Origin of the sequence: Nocardia sp. NPDC052316 (assembly GCF_044547795.1) — a bacterium.
Classification (GTDB): domain Bacteria; phylum Actinomycetota; class Actinomycetes; order Mycobacteriales; family Mycobacteriaceae; genus Nocardia.
In genome coordinates, this window is the sequence record NZ_JBIUBB010000003.1 from 1,017,725 (window position 1) to 1,037,747 (window position 20,023).

19 protein-coding genes are annotated in these 20,023 nt (G+C 69.3%); 15 read left to right on the forward strand and 4 right to left on the reverse strand.

Annotation, left to right across the window (positions count from 1 at the left end):
- Positions 1 to 10 precede the first annotated feature (10 nt).
- A complete protein-coding gene (locus tag ACIHA7_RS17435) occupies positions 11 to 595 on the reverse strand; it encodes a TetR/AcrR family transcriptional regulator C-terminal domain-containing protein (protein WP_397290439.1) in 585 nt (194 codons plus the stop codon).
- A 218-nt stretch (positions 596 to 813) separates the two neighbouring features.
- Between ACIHA7_RS17435 and bioB the strand changes: the two genes are divergently transcribed.
- The 5 genes from bioB to ACIHA7_RS17460 all read left to right on the forward strand — a co-directional run bounded on the left by bioB (position 814) and on the right by ACIHA7_RS17460 (position 3,681).
- Entirely contained in the window at positions 814 to 1,827 is a 1,014-nt protein-coding gene (gene bioB, locus ACIHA7_RS17440) for a biotin synthase BioB (RefSeq protein WP_397290441.1), read from the forward strand.
- A 26-nt stretch (positions 1,828 to 1,853) separates the two neighbouring features.
- Positions 1,854 to 2,063 carry a hypothetical protein gene (locus ACIHA7_RS17445; protein WP_397290443.1) on the forward strand — a complete coding sequence of 70 codons (210 nt, stop codon included), beginning with the start codon at positions 1,854 to 1,856 and terminating at the stop codon, positions 2,061 to 2,063.
- On the forward strand, positions 2,063 to 2,731 hold the full coding sequence (locus ACIHA7_RS17450; protein WP_397290445.1) for a DUF2567 domain-containing protein: 669 nt from the start codon (positions 2,063 to 2,065) through the stop codon (positions 2,729 to 2,731). The genes ACIHA7_RS17445 and ACIHA7_RS17450 overlap by 1 nt, the downstream gene beginning before the upstream one ends.
- A 63-nt stretch (positions 2,732 to 2,794) precedes the next feature.
- Complete coding sequence (locus tag ACIHA7_RS17455) at positions 2,795 to 3,358, forward strand: DUF1353 domain-containing protein (protein WP_397290447.1); 564 nt, start codon at positions 2,795 to 2,797, stop codon at positions 3,356 to 3,358.
- 134 nt (positions 3,359 to 3,492) lie between these two features.
- Complete coding sequence (locus ACIHA7_RS17460; RefSeq protein ID WP_397290449.1) at positions 3,493 to 3,681, forward strand: hypothetical protein; 189 nt, start codon at positions 3,493 to 3,495, stop codon at positions 3,679 to 3,681.
- Between the two features lie 7 nt (positions 3,682 to 3,688).
- Here the strand turns inward: ACIHA7_RS17460 and ACIHA7_RS17465 are convergent, their stop codons facing one another.
- Positions 3,689 to 4,447 carry an NUDIX domain-containing protein gene (locus ACIHA7_RS17465; RefSeq protein ID WP_397290451.1) on the reverse strand — a complete coding sequence of 253 codons (759 nt, stop codon included), beginning with the start codon at positions 4,445 to 4,447 and terminating at the stop codon, positions 3,689 to 3,691.
- Positions 4,448 to 4,523: 76 nt separating this feature from the next.
- On the opposite strand from ACIHA7_RS17465, the gene nadA reads away from it, so the two are divergent.
- The 5 genes from nadA (at position 4,524) to ACIHA7_RS17490 (ending at position 10,454) form a co-directional block, all read left to right on the forward strand.
- A complete protein-coding gene (gene nadA / locus ACIHA7_RS17470; protein WP_397290453.1) occupies positions 4,524 to 5,582 on the forward strand; it encodes a quinolinate synthase NadA in 1,059 nt (352 codons plus the stop codon).
- A 49-nt stretch (positions 5,583 to 5,631) separates the two neighbouring features.
- Complete coding sequence (locus ACIHA7_RS17475) at positions 5,632 to 7,254, forward strand: L-aspartate oxidase (RefSeq protein ID WP_397290455.1); 1,623 nt, start codon at positions 5,632 to 5,634, stop codon at positions 7,252 to 7,254.
- 70 nt (positions 7,255 to 7,324) lie between these two features.
- Entirely contained in the window at positions 7,325 to 8,185 is an 861-nt protein-coding gene (gene nadC / locus ACIHA7_RS17480; protein WP_397290821.1) for a carboxylating nicotinate-nucleotide diphosphorylase, read from the forward strand.
- A 102-nt stretch (positions 8,186 to 8,287) separates the two neighbouring features.
- A complete protein-coding gene (locus ACIHA7_RS17485) occupies positions 8,288 to 9,289 on the forward strand; it encodes an alpha/beta hydrolase family protein (protein WP_397290457.1) in 1,002 nt (333 codons plus the stop codon).
- Positions 9,290 to 9,452: 163 nt separating this feature from the next.
- Positions 9,453 to 10,454 (forward strand): alpha/beta hydrolase family protein, encoded by a 1,002-nt coding sequence (locus ACIHA7_RS17490; RefSeq protein WP_397290459.1) that lies wholly within the window; start codon positions 9,453 to 9,455, stop codon positions 10,452 to 10,454.
- 45 nt (positions 10,455 to 10,499) lie between these two features.
- Here the strand turns inward: ACIHA7_RS17490 and ACIHA7_RS17495 are convergent, their stop codons facing one another.
- On the reverse strand, positions 10,500 to 11,678 hold the full coding sequence (locus ACIHA7_RS17495; protein ID WP_397290461.1) for a winged helix DNA-binding domain-containing protein: 1,179 nt from the start codon (positions 11,676 to 11,678) through the stop codon (positions 10,500 to 10,502).
- 23 nt (positions 11,679 to 11,701) lie between these two features.
- Positions 11,702 to 12,043, reverse strand: coding sequence for an ArsR/SmtB family transcription factor (locus tag ACIHA7_RS17500; protein ID WP_397290463.1), 342 nt, complete (start codon positions 12,041 to 12,043; stop codon positions 11,702 to 11,704).
- 106 nt (positions 12,044 to 12,149) lie between these two features.
- Between ACIHA7_RS17500 and ACIHA7_RS17505 the strand changes: the two genes are divergently transcribed.
- The 5 genes from ACIHA7_RS17505 (at position 12,150) to ACIHA7_RS17525 (ending at position 19,676) form a co-directional block, all read left to right on the forward strand.
- A complete protein-coding gene (locus tag ACIHA7_RS17505) occupies positions 12,150 to 13,373 on the forward strand; it encodes an MFS transporter (protein ID WP_397290465.1) in 1,224 nt (407 codons plus the stop codon).
- A 780-nt stretch (positions 13,374 to 14,153) separates the two neighbouring features.
- A complete protein-coding gene (locus ACIHA7_RS17510; RefSeq protein WP_397290467.1) occupies positions 14,154 to 15,143 on the forward strand; it encodes an alpha/beta hydrolase family protein in 990 nt (329 codons plus the stop codon).
- A 119-nt stretch (positions 15,144 to 15,262) separates the two neighbouring features.
- Positions 15,263 to 16,129, forward strand: coding sequence for an arylamine N-acetyltransferase (locus tag ACIHA7_RS17515; RefSeq protein WP_397290469.1), 867 nt, complete (start codon positions 15,263 to 15,265; stop codon positions 16,127 to 16,129).
- Between the two features lie 26 nt (positions 16,130 to 16,155).
- Positions 16,156 to 17,952 (forward strand): penicillin-binding transpeptidase domain-containing protein, encoded by a 1,797-nt coding sequence (locus ACIHA7_RS17520; protein ID WP_397290471.1) that lies wholly within the window; start codon positions 16,156 to 16,158, stop codon positions 17,950 to 17,952.
- A gap of 158 nt (positions 17,953 to 18,110) precedes the next feature.
- The gene (locus ACIHA7_RS17525) at positions 18,111 to 19,676 is read left to right on the forward strand and encodes a protein kinase (RefSeq protein ID WP_397290474.1); all 1,566 of its coding nucleotides are present in this window, start codon (positions 18,111 to 18,113) and stop codon (positions 19,674 to 19,676) included.
- Positions 19,677 to 20,023: the final 347 nt, after the last annotated feature.

Below are 20,023 nucleotides of genomic sequence, written 5' to 3' on the forward strand. Positions count from 1 at the left end.
AGTGTGCGGCTCAGCGCACCCGTGTGCCGAGCAGATGGCGGACGCCTGCGATGAACAGTTGCAGGCCGAAGTCGAAACGGGCGGTGGGGTCGGGGGTTTCGTCGAGGGGGGTCGCATCGTCGGGTAGGGCACCCGCGGACTCCATCTGCATCCTCGACTGTTCGTCGACGGTCTGGCCGAGGACGTAGTACAGCAGGGTGAACGAGCTGAGCTCGGCTTCGTGGCGCGGCATGCCCGCGCGAATGGCCGCGCCTGCCATGCGTTCCCGGCCCTTGCTCGTGGTGAGCCGCGATGCGTAAGTGGCCGAGACCAATTCGGCGCCGTCGCGGTAGGCGAGCAGGCAGTCGCGCAGCCGGTGCGCCAATTCGCTGATCTGGCCGGACCATTCGGTGGCGACGATCGGCTCGTCCATCGGCAGCAGGATCTTGTCGGCGACCGCGCCCAGCAGCGCCTGCTTGTTGGGGAAGTGCCAGTACAGTGCCCCGGGCTGGACCTGGAGCGAGCCGGCGAGGCGGCGCATGGTCAGGTCGGCGAGGCCGTACTGGTCGAGGATCGCGATGGCACCGTCGACCACGTCCGCTCTGTGCAGTTGCACCCGATTTCCTTCCCTGTCCGTCGGGACGCCGCGAGCCCCTTCGTGGTTACGCAGATTACCGCCTCGCGGTCGATCGACGGTGCGCCGCGGTGGTCGATGAGAGCTACGGCACGGTCGATCATCCGTCCCGCAGTGTTTTGACTCACTGTCCCGGCTACCCTAGCCTGAACACCGTTCAAGTTGCACGGCCACCTCGGCCGAACGAAGGGATTCGTGCAGTGACCCAGGCCCCCGTTGACCTGTCCATTCTGGAGCTCGCCCGCGCGCAAGTGCTCGATCGCGGCGAAGGACTGACCCAGGAACAGACCCTGGAGGTGCTCCGCCTCGGCGACGAGCACCTCGAAGAACTGCTGGCCTTGGCACACGACGTGCGGATGAAGTGGTGCGGCCCTGAGGTCGAGGTCGAGGGCATCATCAGCCTGAAGACCGGCGGCTGCCCCGAGGACTGCCACTTCTGCTCGCAGTCCGGCCTGTTCCAGTCGCCGGTGCGCGCGGCCTGGCTCGACATCCCCAGCCTGGTCGAGGCGGCCAAGCAGACCGCGAAGACCGGTGCCACCGAGTTCTGCATCGTGGCCGCCGTGCGCGGGCCGGACGAGCGGCTGATGGCCCAGGTCGCGGCCGGCGTCGAGGCGATCCGCAACGAGGTGGACATCCAGGTGGCGTGCTCGCTGGGCATGCTCACCCAGGAGCAGGTCGACCAGCTCGCGGCCATGGGCGTGCACCGCTACAACCACAACCTGGAAACCTCGCGCTCGCACTTCCCGAACGTGGTCACCACCCACACCTGGGAAGAGCGCTGGGACACGCTGCGTATGGTTCGCGAGGCGGGCATGGAGGTCTGCTGCGGCGGCATCCTCGGCATGGGCGAAACCCTGGAGCAGCGCGCGGAATTCGCGGCGAACCTGGCCGAGCTGGAGCCCGACGAGGTGCCGCTGAACTTCCTCAACCCGCGCCCCGGCACGCCCTTCGGCGACCTCGAGGTGCTGCCCGCCGCCGACGCGCTGCGCGCGGTCGCCGCGTTCCGCCTTGCGTTGCCGCGCACCATCCTTCGCTTCGCGGGCGGTCGCGAGATCACCCTCGGCGACCTCGGTGCCAAGCAGGGCATCCTCGGCGGTATCAACGCCGTCATCGTCGGCAACTACCTGACCACCCTCGGCAGGCCGGCCGAGGCGGATCTCGATCTGCTCGGCGAGTTGAAGATGCCGATCAAGGCGCTCAACGAAACCCTCTGAACGCCCCCATGAGTAATGTCTTGCCCATGGACGAGCGCTACAACCCGTTCACCGGCAAACGGATCGTGCCCGGCCTCGACGACGCCGTGCCAACGGCCGCCGCGCTCGGCCTGGAGCCGCCGCGCTTCTGCGAGCAGTGCGGTCGCCGGATGGTCGTGCAGGTGAGCCCCGACGGCTGGTGGGCCAAGTGCTCCCGGCACGGGGTGATCGACGCGACCAGTCTGGAACGCCGCTAGTGCAGGCGCTGCGGGGTGGGCTGCGGAACGAGGCGCGCGCGGCCGCGGTGATCGCGCTGGCGGTGGTGCTGGTCAGTGCGGTCGTCGGCGTCGGGTGGGGGCTGCTCGCGCCGACCGAGCAGCTGTTCGTGGTCGAGCCCGGCCGCGGCGCCGTCTTGACCGGGGAGAGCATGCACCAATTCGACGCGGTGGCGATGTTCGTGTGCTTGGCGGCCGTCGTCGGCTTGCTGAGCGCGGTCGCCGCCTGGCGGTGGCGCGCGGCGCGCGGGCCGTTGCTGCCCGTCGGCCTGCTGCTCGGCTCGCTCGTCGGTGCCGTCGTGATGGCGCGGCTCGGTGAACAGGTCGCCGAGTGGGCGCATCCGCGGCCCGACGATCCACCGCTGGGGCAGATCGTCGAACTGCCGACGGAGGTCGGCACCTGGCTCGCGCTGATCGTGCAGCCGCTGATCGCGTCACTGCTCGTGTTGTTCCTCGCCGCGTTGAATTCCGCGGAGGACCTGGGCAACGACACCGCCGTGCCTGCCGGATCGTTCGACCCGGCAGGGGCGTTCGGACCCTATGGTGCCGCGTCGTACCCGGCGGCCGGCGCCCCGATGCCTTACCGTGGCTACGAACCGGCCCCCGAGGCCGGTTCCGGTTCGATGCCGGAGACTCGTCCCCGCCGCTGAGCGTTGTCCGAACCGTTGCCCGCGGGACGGCACTGGCGTACCGAAAAAACCTAGAATGGTGGCATGCGCTGTGCGTTCAGAGAGGAACGGGTCGTGGCGTTCGTCGGTAGCGGGCTGGTTGTCGAGGAGATCGACGCCAAGTTCTGGCGGGTGGTCGAACCCCTCGTCTATCAAGGTGATTCCCAGGAGTTCGTGATCCCGGCCGGGTTCCGCACCGACTTCGCCTCGGTGCCACGGGCTTTGGTCTGGCTCGTGCCCCGCTACGGCGCCTACACCCGCGCCGCCATCCTGCACGACTACCTGCGCGATACCCGCCAGGTGAGCATCGCCGACGCCGACGCGATCTTCCGGCGCTGCCTGCGCGAACTGGGTGTGTCGGTGCCGCGGTACTGGATGATGTGGGCCGCAGTGCGATTGGCGAGCAGGCTGCGCGGCGCGAGCTTCGGCGCTGTCGTCACCTGGGTGCTGATCGCCGTGCCTTCGGTGCTGTTCCTGGCGATTCCGGTGATCGTCGTCCAGGTGTTCCTGGTGCTGTTCTGGTTGGTGGAGTTGGTCTTCTGGGGTCTGGCGCGCGTGTTCGCCCGCACCGCCACCCCGCCGCCGCAGCCGCAGATGAAGACCGCCTGAGCTGTTCTCGCAGCGGCACTTCCGGCGCTCGGCTGGGCACCGTGACGTGCTCCCTGGACGGCGGCGTAAATTCGGTGGAGGCGCTGTTCGGGTGGGGGTAGCTTGTGTTGGCCCGGCTATGGAAGGGAGGTCCGATGGCGAACGGGAACATCAGGGCGGCGTCCGCTGTGGAGCTGCCCGCCGAGCAGGTGCGTGAGCGGGCGGATCTGGCTGCCTGGCGGCGACGGGATGCGTTGCGGCGCAGCAGTGCCGCGCAGCCGGTGGCGAACAAGCGGCGGTATCGGCGGGGGAGTAAGCATCGCAAGGCGAACGTCGAGTCGTAGGTCGCGGTCAGGTCGGTGGGCGTAAAGCGGCGAATTCGTCGGTGACGCGGATACCGGAGTCGGTGTAGCGGTAGACGGCGGCGGGGCGCCCGCCCGCGCGGCCGGGGGCCCGGGTCTTGCCGGTGGGAGTGATCACCTTGCGGCGGGAGAGGACTCGTTGCAAGTTCGTCGTGTCGACGTCGTAACCCAATGCCGCACAATAGATTTCGCGCAGCGTGGACATGGTGAAGTCGGCGGGCGCGAGCGCGAAGGCGATATTGGTGTAGGAGAGCTTGGCGGCCAAGCGGGTACGCGCGTGCTCGACGACCGTGCCGTGGTCGAAGGACATCGGCGGCAGCGCGGAGAGCGGGTGCCATGCGGTGTCGGCGGGTAGCTGCGGGTCTGCCGTGAGCGGGACCAAGCCGAGGTAGGCCGAGGCGATGCGGCGCGGGGCAGGCACCCGGTCGGGGGCGCTGAACACCGACAGCTGCTCGAGATGGGCCAGTTCGCGCACGTCGACCTTCTCGGCGAGCTGACGGCGCGCCGACGTGTCGAGGTCCTCGTCGTCACGCAAACGGCCGCCGGGCAGCGACCAGGTGCCCTTCTGTGGGTCCAGCGCGCGCTCCCACAGCAGCACCGCCAATTCGGTCCGTTGTCCAGGTGGGCAGCGACCGATCACCCCGTTTCCGGCATCGGCAGGGCTGGGACCTGCGGCGATGTTCTGGGGGAAGCGGCGAACCTGGAACACCGCGGTGAGCGATTCGTGGATAGTGCTACTATGGGCCACGTTTTCGATTATAAGTCGAAAACCTGGTTTGGTGCGAATCGGCGGAGGAGTCGGTCGCACGACGAAGGGAGCCATCATGGCGACGATGGGTGCGAAACTAGCGCCTCCGCTGATGGGGCAGGTGTTCGACGGACCGTCGGGGTTCACCGGTGTCGAAGCAACCCCGGAGTGGGCGCAGGAAGTCAAGCGACTGGCCCGTGCACAGAACGCGACGATTCTCGCGCACAACTATCAGTTGCCGGAGATTCAGGACGTGGCCGATCACGTCGGCGACTCGCTGGCACTGTCGCGGATCGCCGCGGCCGCACCCGAGGACACCATCGTGTTCTGTGGCGTGCACTTCATGGCCGAGACCGCGAAGATCCTCAGCCCCGCCAAGACCGTACTGATTCCCGATCAGCGGGCGGGCTGCTCGCTCGCGGACTCCATCACAGCGGACGAATTGCGCTCCTGGAAAGCCGAATTCCCGAACGCGGTAGTGGTGTCATACGTGAACACCACCGCGGAGGTGAAGGCGCTCACCGACATCTGCTGCACGTCGTCCAACGCCGTCGACGTGGTTGCCTCGATCGATCCGGACCGCGAGGTGCTCTTCCTGCCGGATCAGTTCCTCGGCGCGCACGTCAAGCGGGTCACCGGCCGGGAGAACATGCACATCTGGGCAGGCGAGTGCCACGTGCACGCCGGCATCAACGGCGACGAGCTGACCGAGCAGGCGCGCACCCACCCGGACGCGGATCTGTTCGTGCACCCCGAATGTGGTTGCGCCACTTCGGCGTTGTACCTGGCGGGCGAGGGCGCGTTCCCGGCCGATCGGGTGCACATCCTGTCCACCGGCGGCATGATCGACGCGGCCAAGCAGGTGAGCGAACAGCGCGGCCAGGCGACCCAGGTGCTGGTCGCCACCGAGATCGGCATGCTGCACCAGCTGCGCAAGGCCGCCCCCGGCGTCGACTTCCAGGCCGTGAACGACCGGGCCTCGTGCAAGTACATGAAGATGATCACCCCGGCGGCGCTGCTCCGCTGCCTGGTCGAGGGCAAGGACGAGGTGCACGTCGACCCGGAAACCGCTGCGCGCGGGCGCAACTCGGTGCAGCGGATGATCGAGATCGGCAATCCGGGCGGTGGTGAATGACGCCGACCCCTGCCGTAACGGCGGTGGTCGCAGCGGAAGGCGCGGGCCGATGACTCCGATGTCGATCGACTGGGAAGCGGAGGCCGATCTGGTGGTGATCGGCGGCGGCGTCGCCGGCCTCACGGCGGCGCGCACCGCGTCGCTGCGCGGGCTGCGGGTGCTCACCCTCAGCAAGGGCGGCGCCACCGATACGTCGACGCAATACGCCCAGGGCGGTATCGCCGTCGTTGCACCGCACGGTGATTCGGTCGAATCGCACATGCACGACACGGTCGAGGCCGGGGCCGGGCTGTGCGACGCCGAGGCCGTGCGCTCCATCGTCGAGGGCGGGCAGGCGGCGGTCGCCGCACTGACCGATCTCGGCGCCGTCTTCGATCTCGGCCGGGACGGGCAGATTTCGCGGACCCGCGAGGGTGGACACAGCACACGGCGGATCATCCACGCGGGCGGCGACGCCACCGGCGCGGAGGTGCAGCGCGCGCTGAACGCGGCCGGGCTGCCGGTGCTGTTCGGTGCGGCGGCCTGCGAGATCCTCAGCGGCCCCGCTGGGGTGCAGGGCGTACTGGCGGTGTCCGACAAGGGTTTCGGGGTGGTGCACGCGCCCGCGGTGCTGCTGGCGACCGGTGGCCTCGGCCAGCTGTACGCGCTCAGCACCAACCCGCCGGGTGCGACCGCCGACGGGGTCGCGCTCGCGCTGTGGGCGGGTGCGGCGGTGGCGGATCTGGAGTTCGTGCAGTTCCATCCGACCGTGCTCTACACACCGGGTGGACTCGGACGACGTCCGCTGATCAGCGAGGCGGTGCGCGGCGAGGGCGGCATTCTGGTCGACTCCGACGGTGACTCGGTGACGGCAGGGGTCCATCCCCGCGGCGACCTGGCCCCTCGGGATGTGGTGTCGCGTGCCATTGCGGCGCGGATGCGTGCCCTCGGCACCGATCACGTCTACCTCGACGCGCGGGCGATCGACGGCTTCGCGCAACGGTTTCCGACGATCACCGCGTCCTGTCTCGCCGCGGGGATCGATCCGCGCCTCGACCTGATCCCGGTGGCCCCGGCGGCGCACTATCAGTGCGGCGGCGTGGTGACCGACCCCTACGGTCGAACGGCGGTCGCCGGTCTCTACGCGGCGGGCGAGGTGGCCCGTACCGGACTACACGGGGCGAATCGGTTGGCGTCCAACAGCTTGCTCGAAGGACTGGTGGTCGGTGAGCGAGTCGGGGCGGCCGCGGCTGAACGTCTGGGTGAGCGAGTTCGAGTCACCGAGATCCCGGCCAGGGTCGCCGCGCGGGCGGATCGTGGTGTGCTGCAACAGTTGATGACCGAGCACGCCGCAGTGGTGCGGGATAGGGCCGGGCTGGACGAGGCGATCAAGCGCATGAAAGATGCGGTGACGCAACGTGAAACGGTTCCTGCCGCAGTGTCGGTCGAGGGTACTGTGCTGGCCGATACGGCAGGATTGGCCCCGGAGCGCTCCGTAGTCGCCGCCCGCACAGCCGAAATCGAGGACGCCGCGCTCACCCTCACGGCGCAAACCCTGCTCCTCGCGGCGTCGGCGCGCACCGAAAGCCGGGGCTGTCATACCCGATCCGACTATCCGGAGCCCGACGACCGGCTGCGCCGCAGCAGGTCGGTGGTTCTCGACGAACAGGGTCGGCCCCAGCTCGACAGATAAGATCCCGCCGCTGGGCCGGGTGGCACATGGTGGCGGCAAGTAGCTTCGCGTGAGTAGCAAGGAGTGGTTGATGGGTCTGGACAGTGGGTTGGCTCGGGACGAGGTGGTCGCGCTCATCCGGACCGCGCTCGATGAGGACCTGCGCTACGGGCCGGACGTGACCACCGCGGCGACGGTGCCCGCCGACGCGGTGGTGAAGGCGTCCGTGGTGTCGCGGCAGCCGGGGACGGTGGCCGGGCTCGATGTCGGGCTACTGGTGCTGGACGAGGTGATCGGCGCGGGCAAGTACGAGGTCACCGGGCGGGTCGCCGACGGAACCCGGGTGACGCCGGGGCAATCCGTGCTCACCGTCGTCGCTCCGACGCGCGCCCTGCTCACCGCCGAGCGCACCATGCTCAACCTGGTCTGCCACCTCTCCGGCATCGCCACCGCCACCGCCGCCTGGGTCGACGAGGTCGCGGGCACGGACTGCAAGATCCGCGACAGCCGCAAAACCCTGCCCGGGCTGCGCGCGTTGCAGAAGTACGCGGTCCGCGTCGGCGGCGGGGTGAACCATCGCATGGGTCTCGGTGACGCCGCGCTGATCAAGGACAATCACGTGGTCGCGGCGGGCTCGGTGGTCGAGGCGTTGCGCGCCGTGCGCGCGCTGGCTCCCGACATCGCCTGCGAGGTGGAGGTCGACAGCCTCGAGCAGTTGGACGCGGTGCTCGCCGAGAACGTGGAACTCGTGCTGCTGGACAACTTCCCGCTGTGGCAGACCCAGGCCGCTGTGCAACGCCGCAACGCGGCGGCGCCTGCGACGAAGCTGGAGTCCTCCGGCGGACTCGGCCTCGAGGTGGCCGCCGACTACGCGCGGACCGGCGTCGACTACCTGGCCGTCGGCGCCCTGACCCACTCGGTCCGCGTGCTCGACCTCGGCCTGGACATGTAGCGGAACGATCTCGGGCGCCGATCAACAGGCGTGTCGTCTCGTCTTCATCGCTTTACCGTTGTTACGCAACACCTTCGCGTGCGCCCGTGCCACGATGCCGGGATGAACGGCGGGTATCGGCTGGTTGCCGCGCTGCTGTCGATCGCGGCAATCCTTGGGCTCGCCTCGGTCGGCGCGCCCTCGGCGGCGGCCGAACCCGACTGCGCGGGGGACGTGGCGATGCGGCCGATCACGGTCGCCGTAGACGGGGAGCAGTCGCACGGCTGGGCTTACGAGCCGTATCGCTGCGCGCCCGGCGACCAGGCGCCGCGCAGCCTGATCATCGCGGTGCACGGGTTCAACGAGAAGGCCGCCGACTATCCGGATGTCATGTCCGCGATCGCGCGACGTACCGGTGCCGCGTTGCTGACGCTGGACCAGCGCGGTGGAAACAGTGTGTGGAAGACGGGGGAGTGGAATCCGTGGGCCGGGTGGCACGACGTGGTGGCCACCGCCGAGTGGTACAAGAAGGAGCATCCATCGGTCCGCAGAACCGTGTTGTGGGGGTGGAGCCAGGGTGGCATGACGAGCGGGTTGGCCTTGGCGCACGGGCCCGCCGGACTGTTCGACTATTGGGTCAACACCGCAGGGCCGTCCAATGCCGTCGACTATTGGAACGTCGGGAACACGCTCGGCCTGCCGCAGGTGCAGCAGATCGAGCGCGACGCCGGTGGTTGCCCGCCCGCCGTCTGTCCGCAGGCGTACGCGGACCGCTCCACGGCGGCGCTTGCGGCGAAGCTGACCGCGCAGCGCGTCTTCCTGGTGCACGGCACCGCGGATCCGATTGTGCCGTATCAGCATTCGCTCGATCTGAAGGCCGGGCTCGCGGCGGCGGGGCAGGCGTACTCGATGTACACGATCGTCAGCGGTCGCGGACCCGATGGCGCTGTGCTGCCCGGTACGCACTGGATCGGGCCGGTCTGGTTCCAAGGTGCCTGCGTGGTGGAGCGGGTTCTGACGGATCTGGAACCGATGGACGGGGCGGCCCGCGAGTACGTCACCGACGTGCTGGCCGATGTGGATACCGCGCCTGCGCCGCCGCCCGGTGCCACCTGCGCGGCGTGATCTCGTGGTTGGTGCGCGCGACCGAGGCTGTTGAGAGTCCGGGCCTGGCACGGCCACGCTGTTGACCTGAGCCGATATCCGCAGTGACGTGCCCGACACCGCCCCGACGGTCAGCTCGCCAACCGTTAGCCGGACGTTTGCCCTGGCTGGGTACGATGCGCCGATGACTGCTGGCCGTCGCCGCACTGCGTGGTTGTTGTCGATCGTGACCGTGGTGGCCGCATCGTGGCTCGCCGCACCATCGGCCGCCGCCGAGCCCGAGTGCGCCGGGGACGTGGCGATCCAGCCGATCGCCGCGACCGTCGACGGGGAACAGGCGACCGGGCGGGTCTACGAGCCGTACCGGTGCACTCCCGGCGACCTCGCCCCGCACAGCCTGATCGTCGCGGTCCACGGATACAGCGAGACGGCGGCCTCCTACCCCGACGTGATGACCGGGATGGCCCGGCGCACCGGCGCCGCCCTGCTGACGCTGGATCAGCGTGCGGAGAACAGCGTGTGGAAGCCCGGCGAGTTCAACCCGTGGGCCGGTTGGCAGGACGCGGTGGCCATCACGCAGCAGTACAAGACCGCGCACCCGTCGATCGGCAAGACCGTGCTGTGGGGGTGGAGCCAAGGCGGCATGACGGCCGGGCTCGCGTTGGCGAACGGGCCCGCCGGGCTGTTCGACTACTGGGTCGATGCGTTCGCGCCGACGAACATCGTCGACTACTGGAACCTCACCAGCGCGTTCTTTCCGGCACAGCGCGCACAGATCGAACGTGACGCGGGAGGCTGCACGCCGCAGGTGTGCCCGCAGGCGTACACCGACCGCTCCCTGGTAGCGCTCGCGCCGAAGATCGACGCCGAGCGCACCTTCCTGATCCATGGGATCTTCGATGTGGATGTGCCGTACCAACATTCGGTCGATCTGAAGCAGGCGCTGATCGCGGCGGGCAAGCCGTATTCGATGTACACGGTGGTCACCGACCGGGGCGCCGACGGGAGCATCCAGCCGGGCGTGCATGACGTCGGACCCACCTGGCGGCAAGGTATTTGCGTGGTGGAGCGGGTGGCCGAGGGGCTGGAGCCGCTGGATGGCCCGGCCCGCGACTACGTCACCGATGTGCTCGTCGGCGTCGATACCGCTCCGCCCCCGCCGCCGGGCAGCGCCTGTGCGGGGTGACTCGGAAGAGTATTGCAGGCGGCGGGTTTTCGCGACAACGCGGATTCAGGCGGTCAGTTCCCGTTGCAGCGGGGTACGGAAGCGGGGGATGGCGCGCACGTCGCCGAACCACTCGGCGGTCCGCGCCACCTCCGCCTCGATCATCGCCGTGGCGTCGGCACCCACGTCTTCCAGTAGGCGATAGACGATTTCGCCGTCCTTGCGCTGCGCCCAGCCGCCCACGATGCGGCCGTTCCACCAAATGGACGGCCCGATATTGCCGTTGGTGTCGAACAGGGCAGGTGCGTGCGGGCCGAGGTACCAGTCGCGGGACTGCCAGCCCATCGGGGTTGGATCGAGCGCGGGCAGCAGCGACGCCCAAGGCTCCGGCGCCGCAACGGGTGCCACGTCGTCGGCGAGCAGCAAACCCGTTGCGCCGTCCAGATCGACCTCGACCACGTCGAGGTCGGTGAGCGCTTTGCGGACCTCGCCGACGCCCCAGCCGGTCCACCATTTGAGGTCGGTGATCGGGGCCGGTCCGAAGGCGTGCAGCCACCGGCGCAGCAGTTCGGCGCGGGCCTGCTCGACGGGCATCGACGGAACGCCGTTGGGTAGCCAGGATTCGATCGGTTCCCAGGTGTACTGGCTGCTCGACCAACTGCCGTTCGGGCGGCCGCGGACGATGCGGCCTTCGCAGCCGAGCGTCACCAGCACCCAGGTGGTGATGTTGGTCGGCTTCGAATATGCCTTGTCCGGCGCGGTATTCACCTGCGTGCGCAGCCGGGGCACCGCCTTGCTCAGCTGGCTGCCGGTGGCGGCACCCATGGCGAGCAGTGCGTCGTGGGTTTCGGCTTCGACCTCGGCGAGCCATTGCTGGACGTCACCGTCGATGACGCCGGCCTGGTCGAGGTACTTCCCGTACGTCCGACGCTGCTTGTGCGCCAATGCATCCGCGCATGCCGCCTGCAACACCGGGACCAGCTCCACCGGCGCGACGAACATGGTGCGCCGCATGGCGAGCAGGCGCAGCAGCGTCCGATCGTCGTAGAGCGCCTGCTCGACGTGCGCCGGAGTGGCGGTGTTGCTGCGCGCGCCGACGGACAGGAACACCGTCGCCGGATCGGTCGCGTGTAGCACCACCAGCGACCGGACGATCTCGGCGACCTGATCGGTGCGGTCGGCGGCTGCCAGCCGGTGCCGTACTGCCAGCCTGGCCCGCCGCTCGGCGACATCAATCGAACACATAGGCGAATCCTAGCGTTCGGATGTCACTGCTCCGGTTCCCAGGCGCGGACCAGATCGAGCAGGCCGGGGAACCTGGCGTCGAGGTCGTCGATGCGGACCTTGCTGCGGCGCTCGAGACCGTAGCGCTGCTGTCTGGTCACGCCTGCTTCGCGCAGCACCCGGAAGTGATGCGTGAGTGTCGATTTCGGCCGGTCGATGTCGAACCAGCCGCAGGAGCGGTCGGTGTCGGGGGACTCGGTCAGCAGCTTCTGGACCATGGTCAACCGCAACGGGTCGCTGAGCGCGGCGAGCACTTGGTCGAGGCGTAGGTCGGCGCGGTCCGGTTCGGGCAGACGGGTATCGGGGACTGTGCTGGCCGGTGGCATCGGGTCTCCTCGGGTCGTCGCGCCCTGTACGTATTTTATCGTACTAGATGCTAAGTTCGACCGCGATCGTATCGGTACGAGAAAAGTCGAACTAGTGGAGGTTGAGATGGCGATGCCCACGACGCACCAGAAATCGGTGCCTGCGCAACGGCCGAAGAACGGCCTCGTGTGGCTGGCGGCGTGGCCCGTGCTGGCGGTGTTCGTGCTGTCGAACGCCGCGACGCCGCTGTACGTGGTGTGGCAGCGCGAGCTCGGCTTCTCCGCCGGGACGCTGACGGCGATCTTCGCCAGCTATATCGCCGGACTACTCGGCGCGCTGCTGGTGGCGGGGGTGGTGTCGGACCGGATCGGCCGCAAGCCGGTGCTGCTGCCCGCGATCGCGCTGGCGATGGTGGCGTGCGTGCTGTTCGCCACCGCGGGTTCGGTTGCGGTGCTTGCCGTTGCGCGGCTGCTCACCGGTATCGCGGTGGGTGCGGCGGTGTCCGCCGGGATGGCGGCGGTGACCGAGGTGGGCGGGCCGGAGCTCAAACGTACTGCGGCGCTGGCTGCTTCGTCGGCGATGGTGCTGGGCGCCGGGTTCGGACCGCTGCTCGCCGGTGTCTTGTCGGAGTCAGTGCCCGGCCCGACGGTGACCATCTTCCTGGTCGAGATCGTGCTGCTCGCCTCGGCTTTCGCCGTAGTTGCGCGGCTCGAGCTGCCGAAGGGCGTGGGTGGGCGCGGCCCGTGGCTGCGGATTCCCGCAGTGGCACCGGGCGGACGGACCGCGGTCCTGCTCGGCATCGCGGTGTTCGCACCGGGTATCACGGCGACCTCTTTCGTGCTCTCACTGGGCCCGTCGCTGCTCGCGCACCTGCTCGGCGCCGCCAACCGGGTGGTCGCGGGCGGGCTCGCCTTCGTGATGTTCCTGGGCGCCACCGGCATCCAGTTCGCTGCGCGGCGCTTGCCAGTGCGCACAATCCTGCTCGGCGGCGCCGTTGCCACTACCGCGAGCATGCTGACGCTGATCCTCTCGCTGCGGCTGTCGTCGCTCGTCTTGTTCGCGGGGGCCGCGATCCTGGCCGGAATCGGGCAAGGGCTGGGGCAATTCGGCGGTCTCAGTGCGATCAGCGCGAGCGTGCCCGCGGAACGCCTCGCCGAGGCCAACGCCGCACAGAACGTCGGCGGATACCTACCCGCCGCCGCACTACCGTTGACCGCCGGATTCCTCAGTGACGCAATCGGTCTGACCGGCGGTGCGACAGTGTTCGGGATCGTCGTTGGAGCGGCGGCGGTCGCCGGCGGAGCCGTCGTCGCGATTCGATCCGCTGCCGGATCGCATCGGACTGCGTGACGGGTCGAACCGGGCCTGGCGACGGTCGGCTATCGCGCCGCGCCGCACCCAACCGCACCGCACCCCACTCCGCCGCGCCGCACCTCACCGGGCCGTGCCGCGCCCCCACCGCGCCGTGCCACGCAGTGCCGTGTCGGACCGGGCCGAACCGCGTCGCGTCGTGCCGCGCCGGATCGCGTTGGGCTGGGCCGCGCCAGGCTGGGCTTGGCCGCGCTGGGCTGCCGCCCCCGCGCCGGACCGCGCTGGGCTTGGCCGCGCTGTGCTGTGCCGCGCTGCGCCGTGCCGTGCCGTGCCGTGTCGGACCGGACCGGACCGGACCGGACCGGACCGGACCGTGTGGTGTCGCATCGCATCGCATCGTGTCGTGTCGTGTCGTGTCGGACCGAACCGCGTCGTGCCGTGCCGTGTCGTGCCGGACCGGACCGGACCGGACCGGACCGGACCGGACCGGACCGGGCTGAGCTGAGCTGAGCCAGGCTGGGCTTGGCCGCGCTGTGCCGCGCCGTGTCGGACCGGACCGCGTCGTGCCGTGCCGTGTCGTGTCGTGTCGTGCGACCGGACCGGGCCGGACGGCGCTGGGCTGGGTCGCGCCAGGCTGGGCTGGGGCGAGATGGTCGGGCGCAGCACCGATCTGGGCTGGGCTGCGTTGGGCCGGGGTGGCGGTCGGGTACCGGGTCGCGCCGGACCACGGTCGGGTGTCGGTCGCAGGACAGGTGGCAGTCGCGATTATGTGCGGCCGGGTGTGCGGGTACCGCGCCGCGGGCGTGTCATTATTCGGGGATGAGGCGCGGAAACGTACTGGTGGCGGTGGGTGCACTGTTGGCTGCGTGTGCGATGACCAGTGCGTCGGTGGCGGCGGAACCGGCGTGTGCGACGGAGGTTGCGGTGCGTCCGGTGACGCTGATGGTCGACGGTGAGGAGGCAACTGGGCTGGTCTACGAGCCGTATCGTTGCGCGCCGGGTGATCTTCTGCCGGAGGATCTGGTCGTCGCGGTGCATGGGCACGATGGGGCCGCCGGTGACTACGCGGGTTATCTGACGTCGATCTCGCGGCGCACCGGCACTCCGGTGCTGTCGATGGATCTGCGCTCGGCGAGCAGTGTCTGGCGCACCGGTGAGTGGAATCTCTGGCCAGGCTGGCGCGATATCGTTGCCGCGACCGAGTGGTATCGCGACGAGCATCGGTCCATCACGCGCACGGTGCTGTGGGGCTGGAGTCAGGGCGGCATCATGAGTGGGCTCGCCGCGGCGCACGGACCGCGCGGCCTGTTCGACTACTGGGTCGACAATTACGGGCCCGCAGACGATTTCACGATGTGGCTCGGCGCGTCGGTGGTCGACCCCGACCTGCCCGCGCAGATCGAGCGCGACGCGGGCGGCTGCACACCGGTGGTCTGCCCGCAGGCCTACCTGGAGCGTTCGCCCGCGCTGCTGGCCGGCCGGATGGATGTGCAGCGCGCGTTCCTGATCCACGGCACCGGCGACGACGTGGTGCCGTATCCGACCACGCTGGAGATGCGAGCCGGGCTGCTCGCCGCGGGCAAACCGGCCTCGATGTACACCATCGTCACCGGCCGCGACCTGAACGGCGCGGTCGTTCCCGGCGATCACAGCGTCGGCCCGGCCTTCTTCGAGGGCGGTTGCGTCGTGGAGCGGCTACTCCTCGGCACCGAACCCGTGGACGGCCCGGATCGCGACTATGTCGTGGATGTCGCCAACGGCATCGTGACCGGACCAGCCGCGCCGCCGAATGCCAAGTGTGCCGCCTGATCCGGCGCGCCGGTGCTTCGGCATGGCGCAGGCCACACTCGCCGATGCGCGGCACCGGGAACAGGATCGTTATCGGACACGTTTGTGCCTGGCGACACCGACGAACAAGCGAGGCCACGATGAGCAAACCGACGGACCCGGCATACCACTGGAACGGCGCGGACCTGGACCTGGACAGGTACCTGGCGCGCATCGGGTTCGACGGCGAGCGCGCACCGACCCTCGACACGCTGCGCAAGCTGGTGCACGCGCACACCACCTCGATCCCCTTCGAGAACCTGGAGATCATCCTCGGCCGCGGCATCCCGCTCGACCTGAAATCCGTGCAGGACAAGCTGATTCGGCAACGCCGAGGCGGCTACTGCTACGAGCACGTGACCCTGTTCGCGGCCGCGCTGGAACGGCTCGGCTTCGGCATCACCGCCCTGCAGGCACGGGTGACGATGGGTGCGTCGGAGGGCCTGCGCCCCGCGACGCACGCCCTGCTGCGGGTGACCACCAGCGACGACGACCGAGTGTGGTTGTGCGACGTCGGATTCGGCGCGGGCCCGCTCGCGCCGATCGAATTGTCCACGGATGCAGGCGAATTCACGGCGGGCGACTGGCGGTTCCGGCTGGAGCTCACCCGCGGCGAGCTGGACAGCGACCGGTGGGTGCTGCACCAGTTCGGCAAGGACGGCTGGATCGACCGCTACACGTTCGCGACGACGCCGCAGTACCGCATCGATTTCGCGGTCGGTAACCACTTCGTGTCCACCTCGCCGCGTTCACCGTTCACGACCCGCCCCTACGCGCAGCGGTTCCTCCCCCACGTGCACCGCGTCGTCGACGGCACCACGGTGCTCACCGAGTGGCCGGACGGCACCAGCGAAACCCGGCAGATCGAGGCGACCGAACTGCCGAAGATCCTGGCCGAAGAGTTCGACATCGAGCTCACCGAAGACGATGCCGCCGCCCTCGTCGCGGGGGACTGGCGCACGGCCTGAGCAGGCACGCGAGCGTCGATCCCGGCATGGCCTCGCCCGCCGCGCCGGGGTCGGCGGTTACAGTCGGCGGGGTGCGTACCCACCGGAAGTCCCTCGTCCTGTTCGCCGCACCCGCGCTCGTGCTCGCCGCCTGCTCGTCCGGCCCGGACCAGCCCGACACCGTCGCGGGCCAGTTCGCCGACGCGCTGAACCGCGACGACGTGACGGCCGCCGCAGGCCTCACCGATGATCCGGCGAAGGCGTCCGACGCCCTCGGCAAGCTCTACGACGGCCTCGGCAAAGAGGTGCGCTTCGACGTCCGCTCGATCGATAAGAACACCTTCACGCTGGCCGCCACCTGGAAGCTCGGCAAGGATGGCGCGGCCGAGTGGACCTACACCACCACCGGCACTGCGGACGAGGGCGGCGACGGGTGGAAGGTCAAGTGGAACCCGGACACGGTCGCACCGGGCCTGGCCGCGGGCCCGCTGAGCTACAGCCCGGTCTACCCCAAACCCGCCCGCGTCCTTGACGCCAGCGGCGGCGAGTTGATGACCCAGCAGGTGGTCACCCTGGTGAACGTGAGTCCCGGCGCCGACACCGCCGCCCTCGCCGCGCTGCTGACCCCGATCTCGCCCGGCATCACCGCGCAGTCGCTGCAAGCGGAACTCGCTGCGGCGCAGGGCAAACCGATCACCGCGATCAGCCTCCGTGACGCCGACATCGCGCCGATCCAGCCGCAGCTCGCCGCGGTGCCCGGTGTCACGCTCGCACCGCAGACCCGCCTGCTCACCACCGACAAGTCGCTGGCCTCGCCCGCCCTGTCCGGACTGGCCGAGCTGTGGCAGCAGAACGCCGACGCGAACGCGGGCTGGGCGGTGCGCGCGCAGACCGGCGACGGCACCCAGCGGGTCGGCGGCCAGGATCCGAAGCCGACCACCGATATCGCCTCCACCCTGAACATCGATCTGCAGCAGGCGGCCGAGGCGGCGCTGGCGCCGATCACCCAACCCGCGGCGATCGTCGCGCTGCAACCCTCCACCGGCAATGTGGTCGCGGTCGCGCAGAACGAGGCCGCCGACGCACAGGGCCCGATCGCGCTCACCGGCCTGTACCCGCCCGGTTCGACCTTCAAGACGGTGACCGTCTCGGCCGCACTGCAAGCGGACACGGTCACCCCGGACACGGTGCTGCCCTGCCCCGGCGTCGCGAACATCGAGGGTCGCAAGATCCCCAACGACAACAATTTCGACCTGGGACAGGTGCCGCTACATACCGCGTTCGCGCGTTCCTGCAACACCACCATGGGCTCGCTCGCGGTGAAACTGCCCGCCGACGCGTTGACGAACGCGGCGGCGCAGCTCGGTCTCGGCATCGACTACGTCACACCCGGACTGACCACCGTCACCGGCAAGGTACCGCCCGCGGACACCCCCGCGCTGCGGGTCGAGTCGGCTATCGGTCAGGGCAAGGTGACCGCTACACCGTTCGGCATGGCGCTGGTCGCCGCGTCCATCGCGCGCGGCTCGGTGCCCGCGCCCACCATCGTGCAGGGCAAGCCCGGCACGCCGGACAAGACACCGGCCGCGCTGCCCGCCAGCGTTGCCGAGCAGGTGAAAGCCATGATGCGGGAGACCGTCACGGCGGGCACCGCGACCCAGCTGCGCGATATTCCCGGCTTGCTCGGCAAGACCGGCACCGCGGAGTTCATCGACGACAAGCATGCGCACGGCTGGTTCGTCGGCATCGCCGATGACCTGGCGTTTGCTGTCTTCGTCAACGACGCGAACAGCTCAGGACCCGCGGTGGACGCGGCGGGGCGGATGCTGCGGGCGGCGCGTTAGCCGCGCACCGCGCCGATGTGGGCGGAGAATATGCCCCCGCTGGCGCGGACCGAAGTTCCGCGGCCCGCTACACTCGTCCCCGGACCGCGTCTGTAAGCAATAAGCGGGATGTCACGATTTCGAGAAGGTTCGGAGTAGGCGCCATCGATACCGGTCAGTTGATCGCGGAGCATTACCGCCTGGTCGAGCGGATTGGTAGCGGCGGCACAGGTGTTGTTTGGCGTGCCATCGACGAACGCTTGCAACGCTCGGTGGCCGTCAAGCAGATCCATATCAAGCCGAGCCTGCCCGAGGCCGAGCGTGATGTGGTGCGCCAACGTGCGATTCGAGAGGCTCGCAACGCCGCCCGCTTCCAGCATCCGAACGCGATCGTCGTGTTCGACATCACCGAGCATCAGGGCGATCCCTGCCTGGTGATGGAGTACCTGAAGTCCAACAGCCTGGCCGGCGTGCTCTCCACGCAGGGCCCGCTGCCGTTGACTCAGGTCGCCCGCATCGGCGAGCAGGTCGCCTCGGCGCTGATCGCCGCGCACGACGCGGGCATCGTGCACCGCGACGTGAAGCCGGGCAACATCCTGCTCGACGACCACGGCACCGTGAAGATCACCGACTTCGGCATCTCCCGCGCCGCCGGTGACGTCACGCTCACCGAAACCGGCCTGATCTGCGGCACCGCCGCCTACCTCGCCCCCGAGATGGCCCGCGGCGCCGACCCGACCCCCGCCTCGGACGTATTCGCCTTGGGCGCAACACTTTTCCACGCGTTAGAAGGCGAGCCGCCGTACGGCGCGAACGCCAACCCGCTCGCGGTGCTCTACGCCGCGGCCAACGGTCAGGTCAGCGAACCGCGCAACGCCGGTCCCGCAACGGATTTCCTGCTGGATCTGCTCAGCCCGGAACCCCAGGACCGGCCGACCATGCGCGCGGCGCTCGACCACCTCGCCGCCTTCGCCGACGCGGGCCCCGCACCGGTGACCGCCGGATTCGTCCCCGCCAGTGAGGCTTTCGTGCGCCGCCGCAACGGTGCGCCCGAATCCGCCACCAGGGCACTGCGCCCGTCGGCGGTCTCGGCTCCGGTCCATCAGCCGACCGAACGCCAGCCCCGCCCGCAGCGCCCCGCCCCTCGACCGCAGCCCGCGCCGCGTCGCCCCGCACAGACCAACACCGCCACCCACCCGCGCACCGCCGCCCAGCCCCGCCCCGTCCCGCGCAAGTCCGGCGGCAAGAGCAAGGCCGTCATCATCGGCGCGGCCATCGGCGCCGTCGTGGCGGTCGCTGCAATCCTCATCGGCACGTTGTCCCAGCAGGACGCCAACTCGCCGACGGTGAACGCGAGTCCGCCGTCGACCAGTTCGCCGACCGGTGGAACGAGTTCGACACCTCCGTCCGGAACCGTCGGTAAAACCACCGGTGATGGCAAGGTCACACAGGGGCCGGCGGGCCAGCTGATCGTGGACTTCTACAACAACGCTGCAGGGTCGTGGTCGAAGCTCACCCCGGCGGCACAGAAGGTCTACGGTACAGAGCAGGCGTTCCGTCAGTACTGGAGCTCGCACACGATCGATACTTTCGCCGATATTGCAGCGGTCAACAACACAAACAACTCGGACGGCTCAATGGACATGAGGCTGGCCAGCCTCGTTGTCGACGGTCAGGACAAAGAGCTGATTCTGCGGGTTATCAGTTCCGGCGGCAAGCTGCTGATCGACAGCGACACCCGCTAGCAAGGGACCGCTGCAGTGCGCCGGCCGACTTGTTGAATCGATCAGCGCACTGCGGCAAGTGAGCCACTAATTGTGGCTATGTCTGCCAGGCGATGTAGCAAGAGCTGACCCAGCCGACTCGACCGTTGTCGACAATGCGGACTTGGTGCCACTGGTCGTATACGCCCCCATTTGGGCAGGACACAGATCTGCCCGTAACCTGCGCAAAGTCCTCCAGGCATCGGGGGTAACCGATTACGTCGATAAGACCTGCGTTCTCATCGGTCGGTGAGTCGAGTACGACCACCTGCGGATATCCAATTGCGATGCCGAAATCGCACCTGACCGGCTGTGCGTTCGCAGAAGTG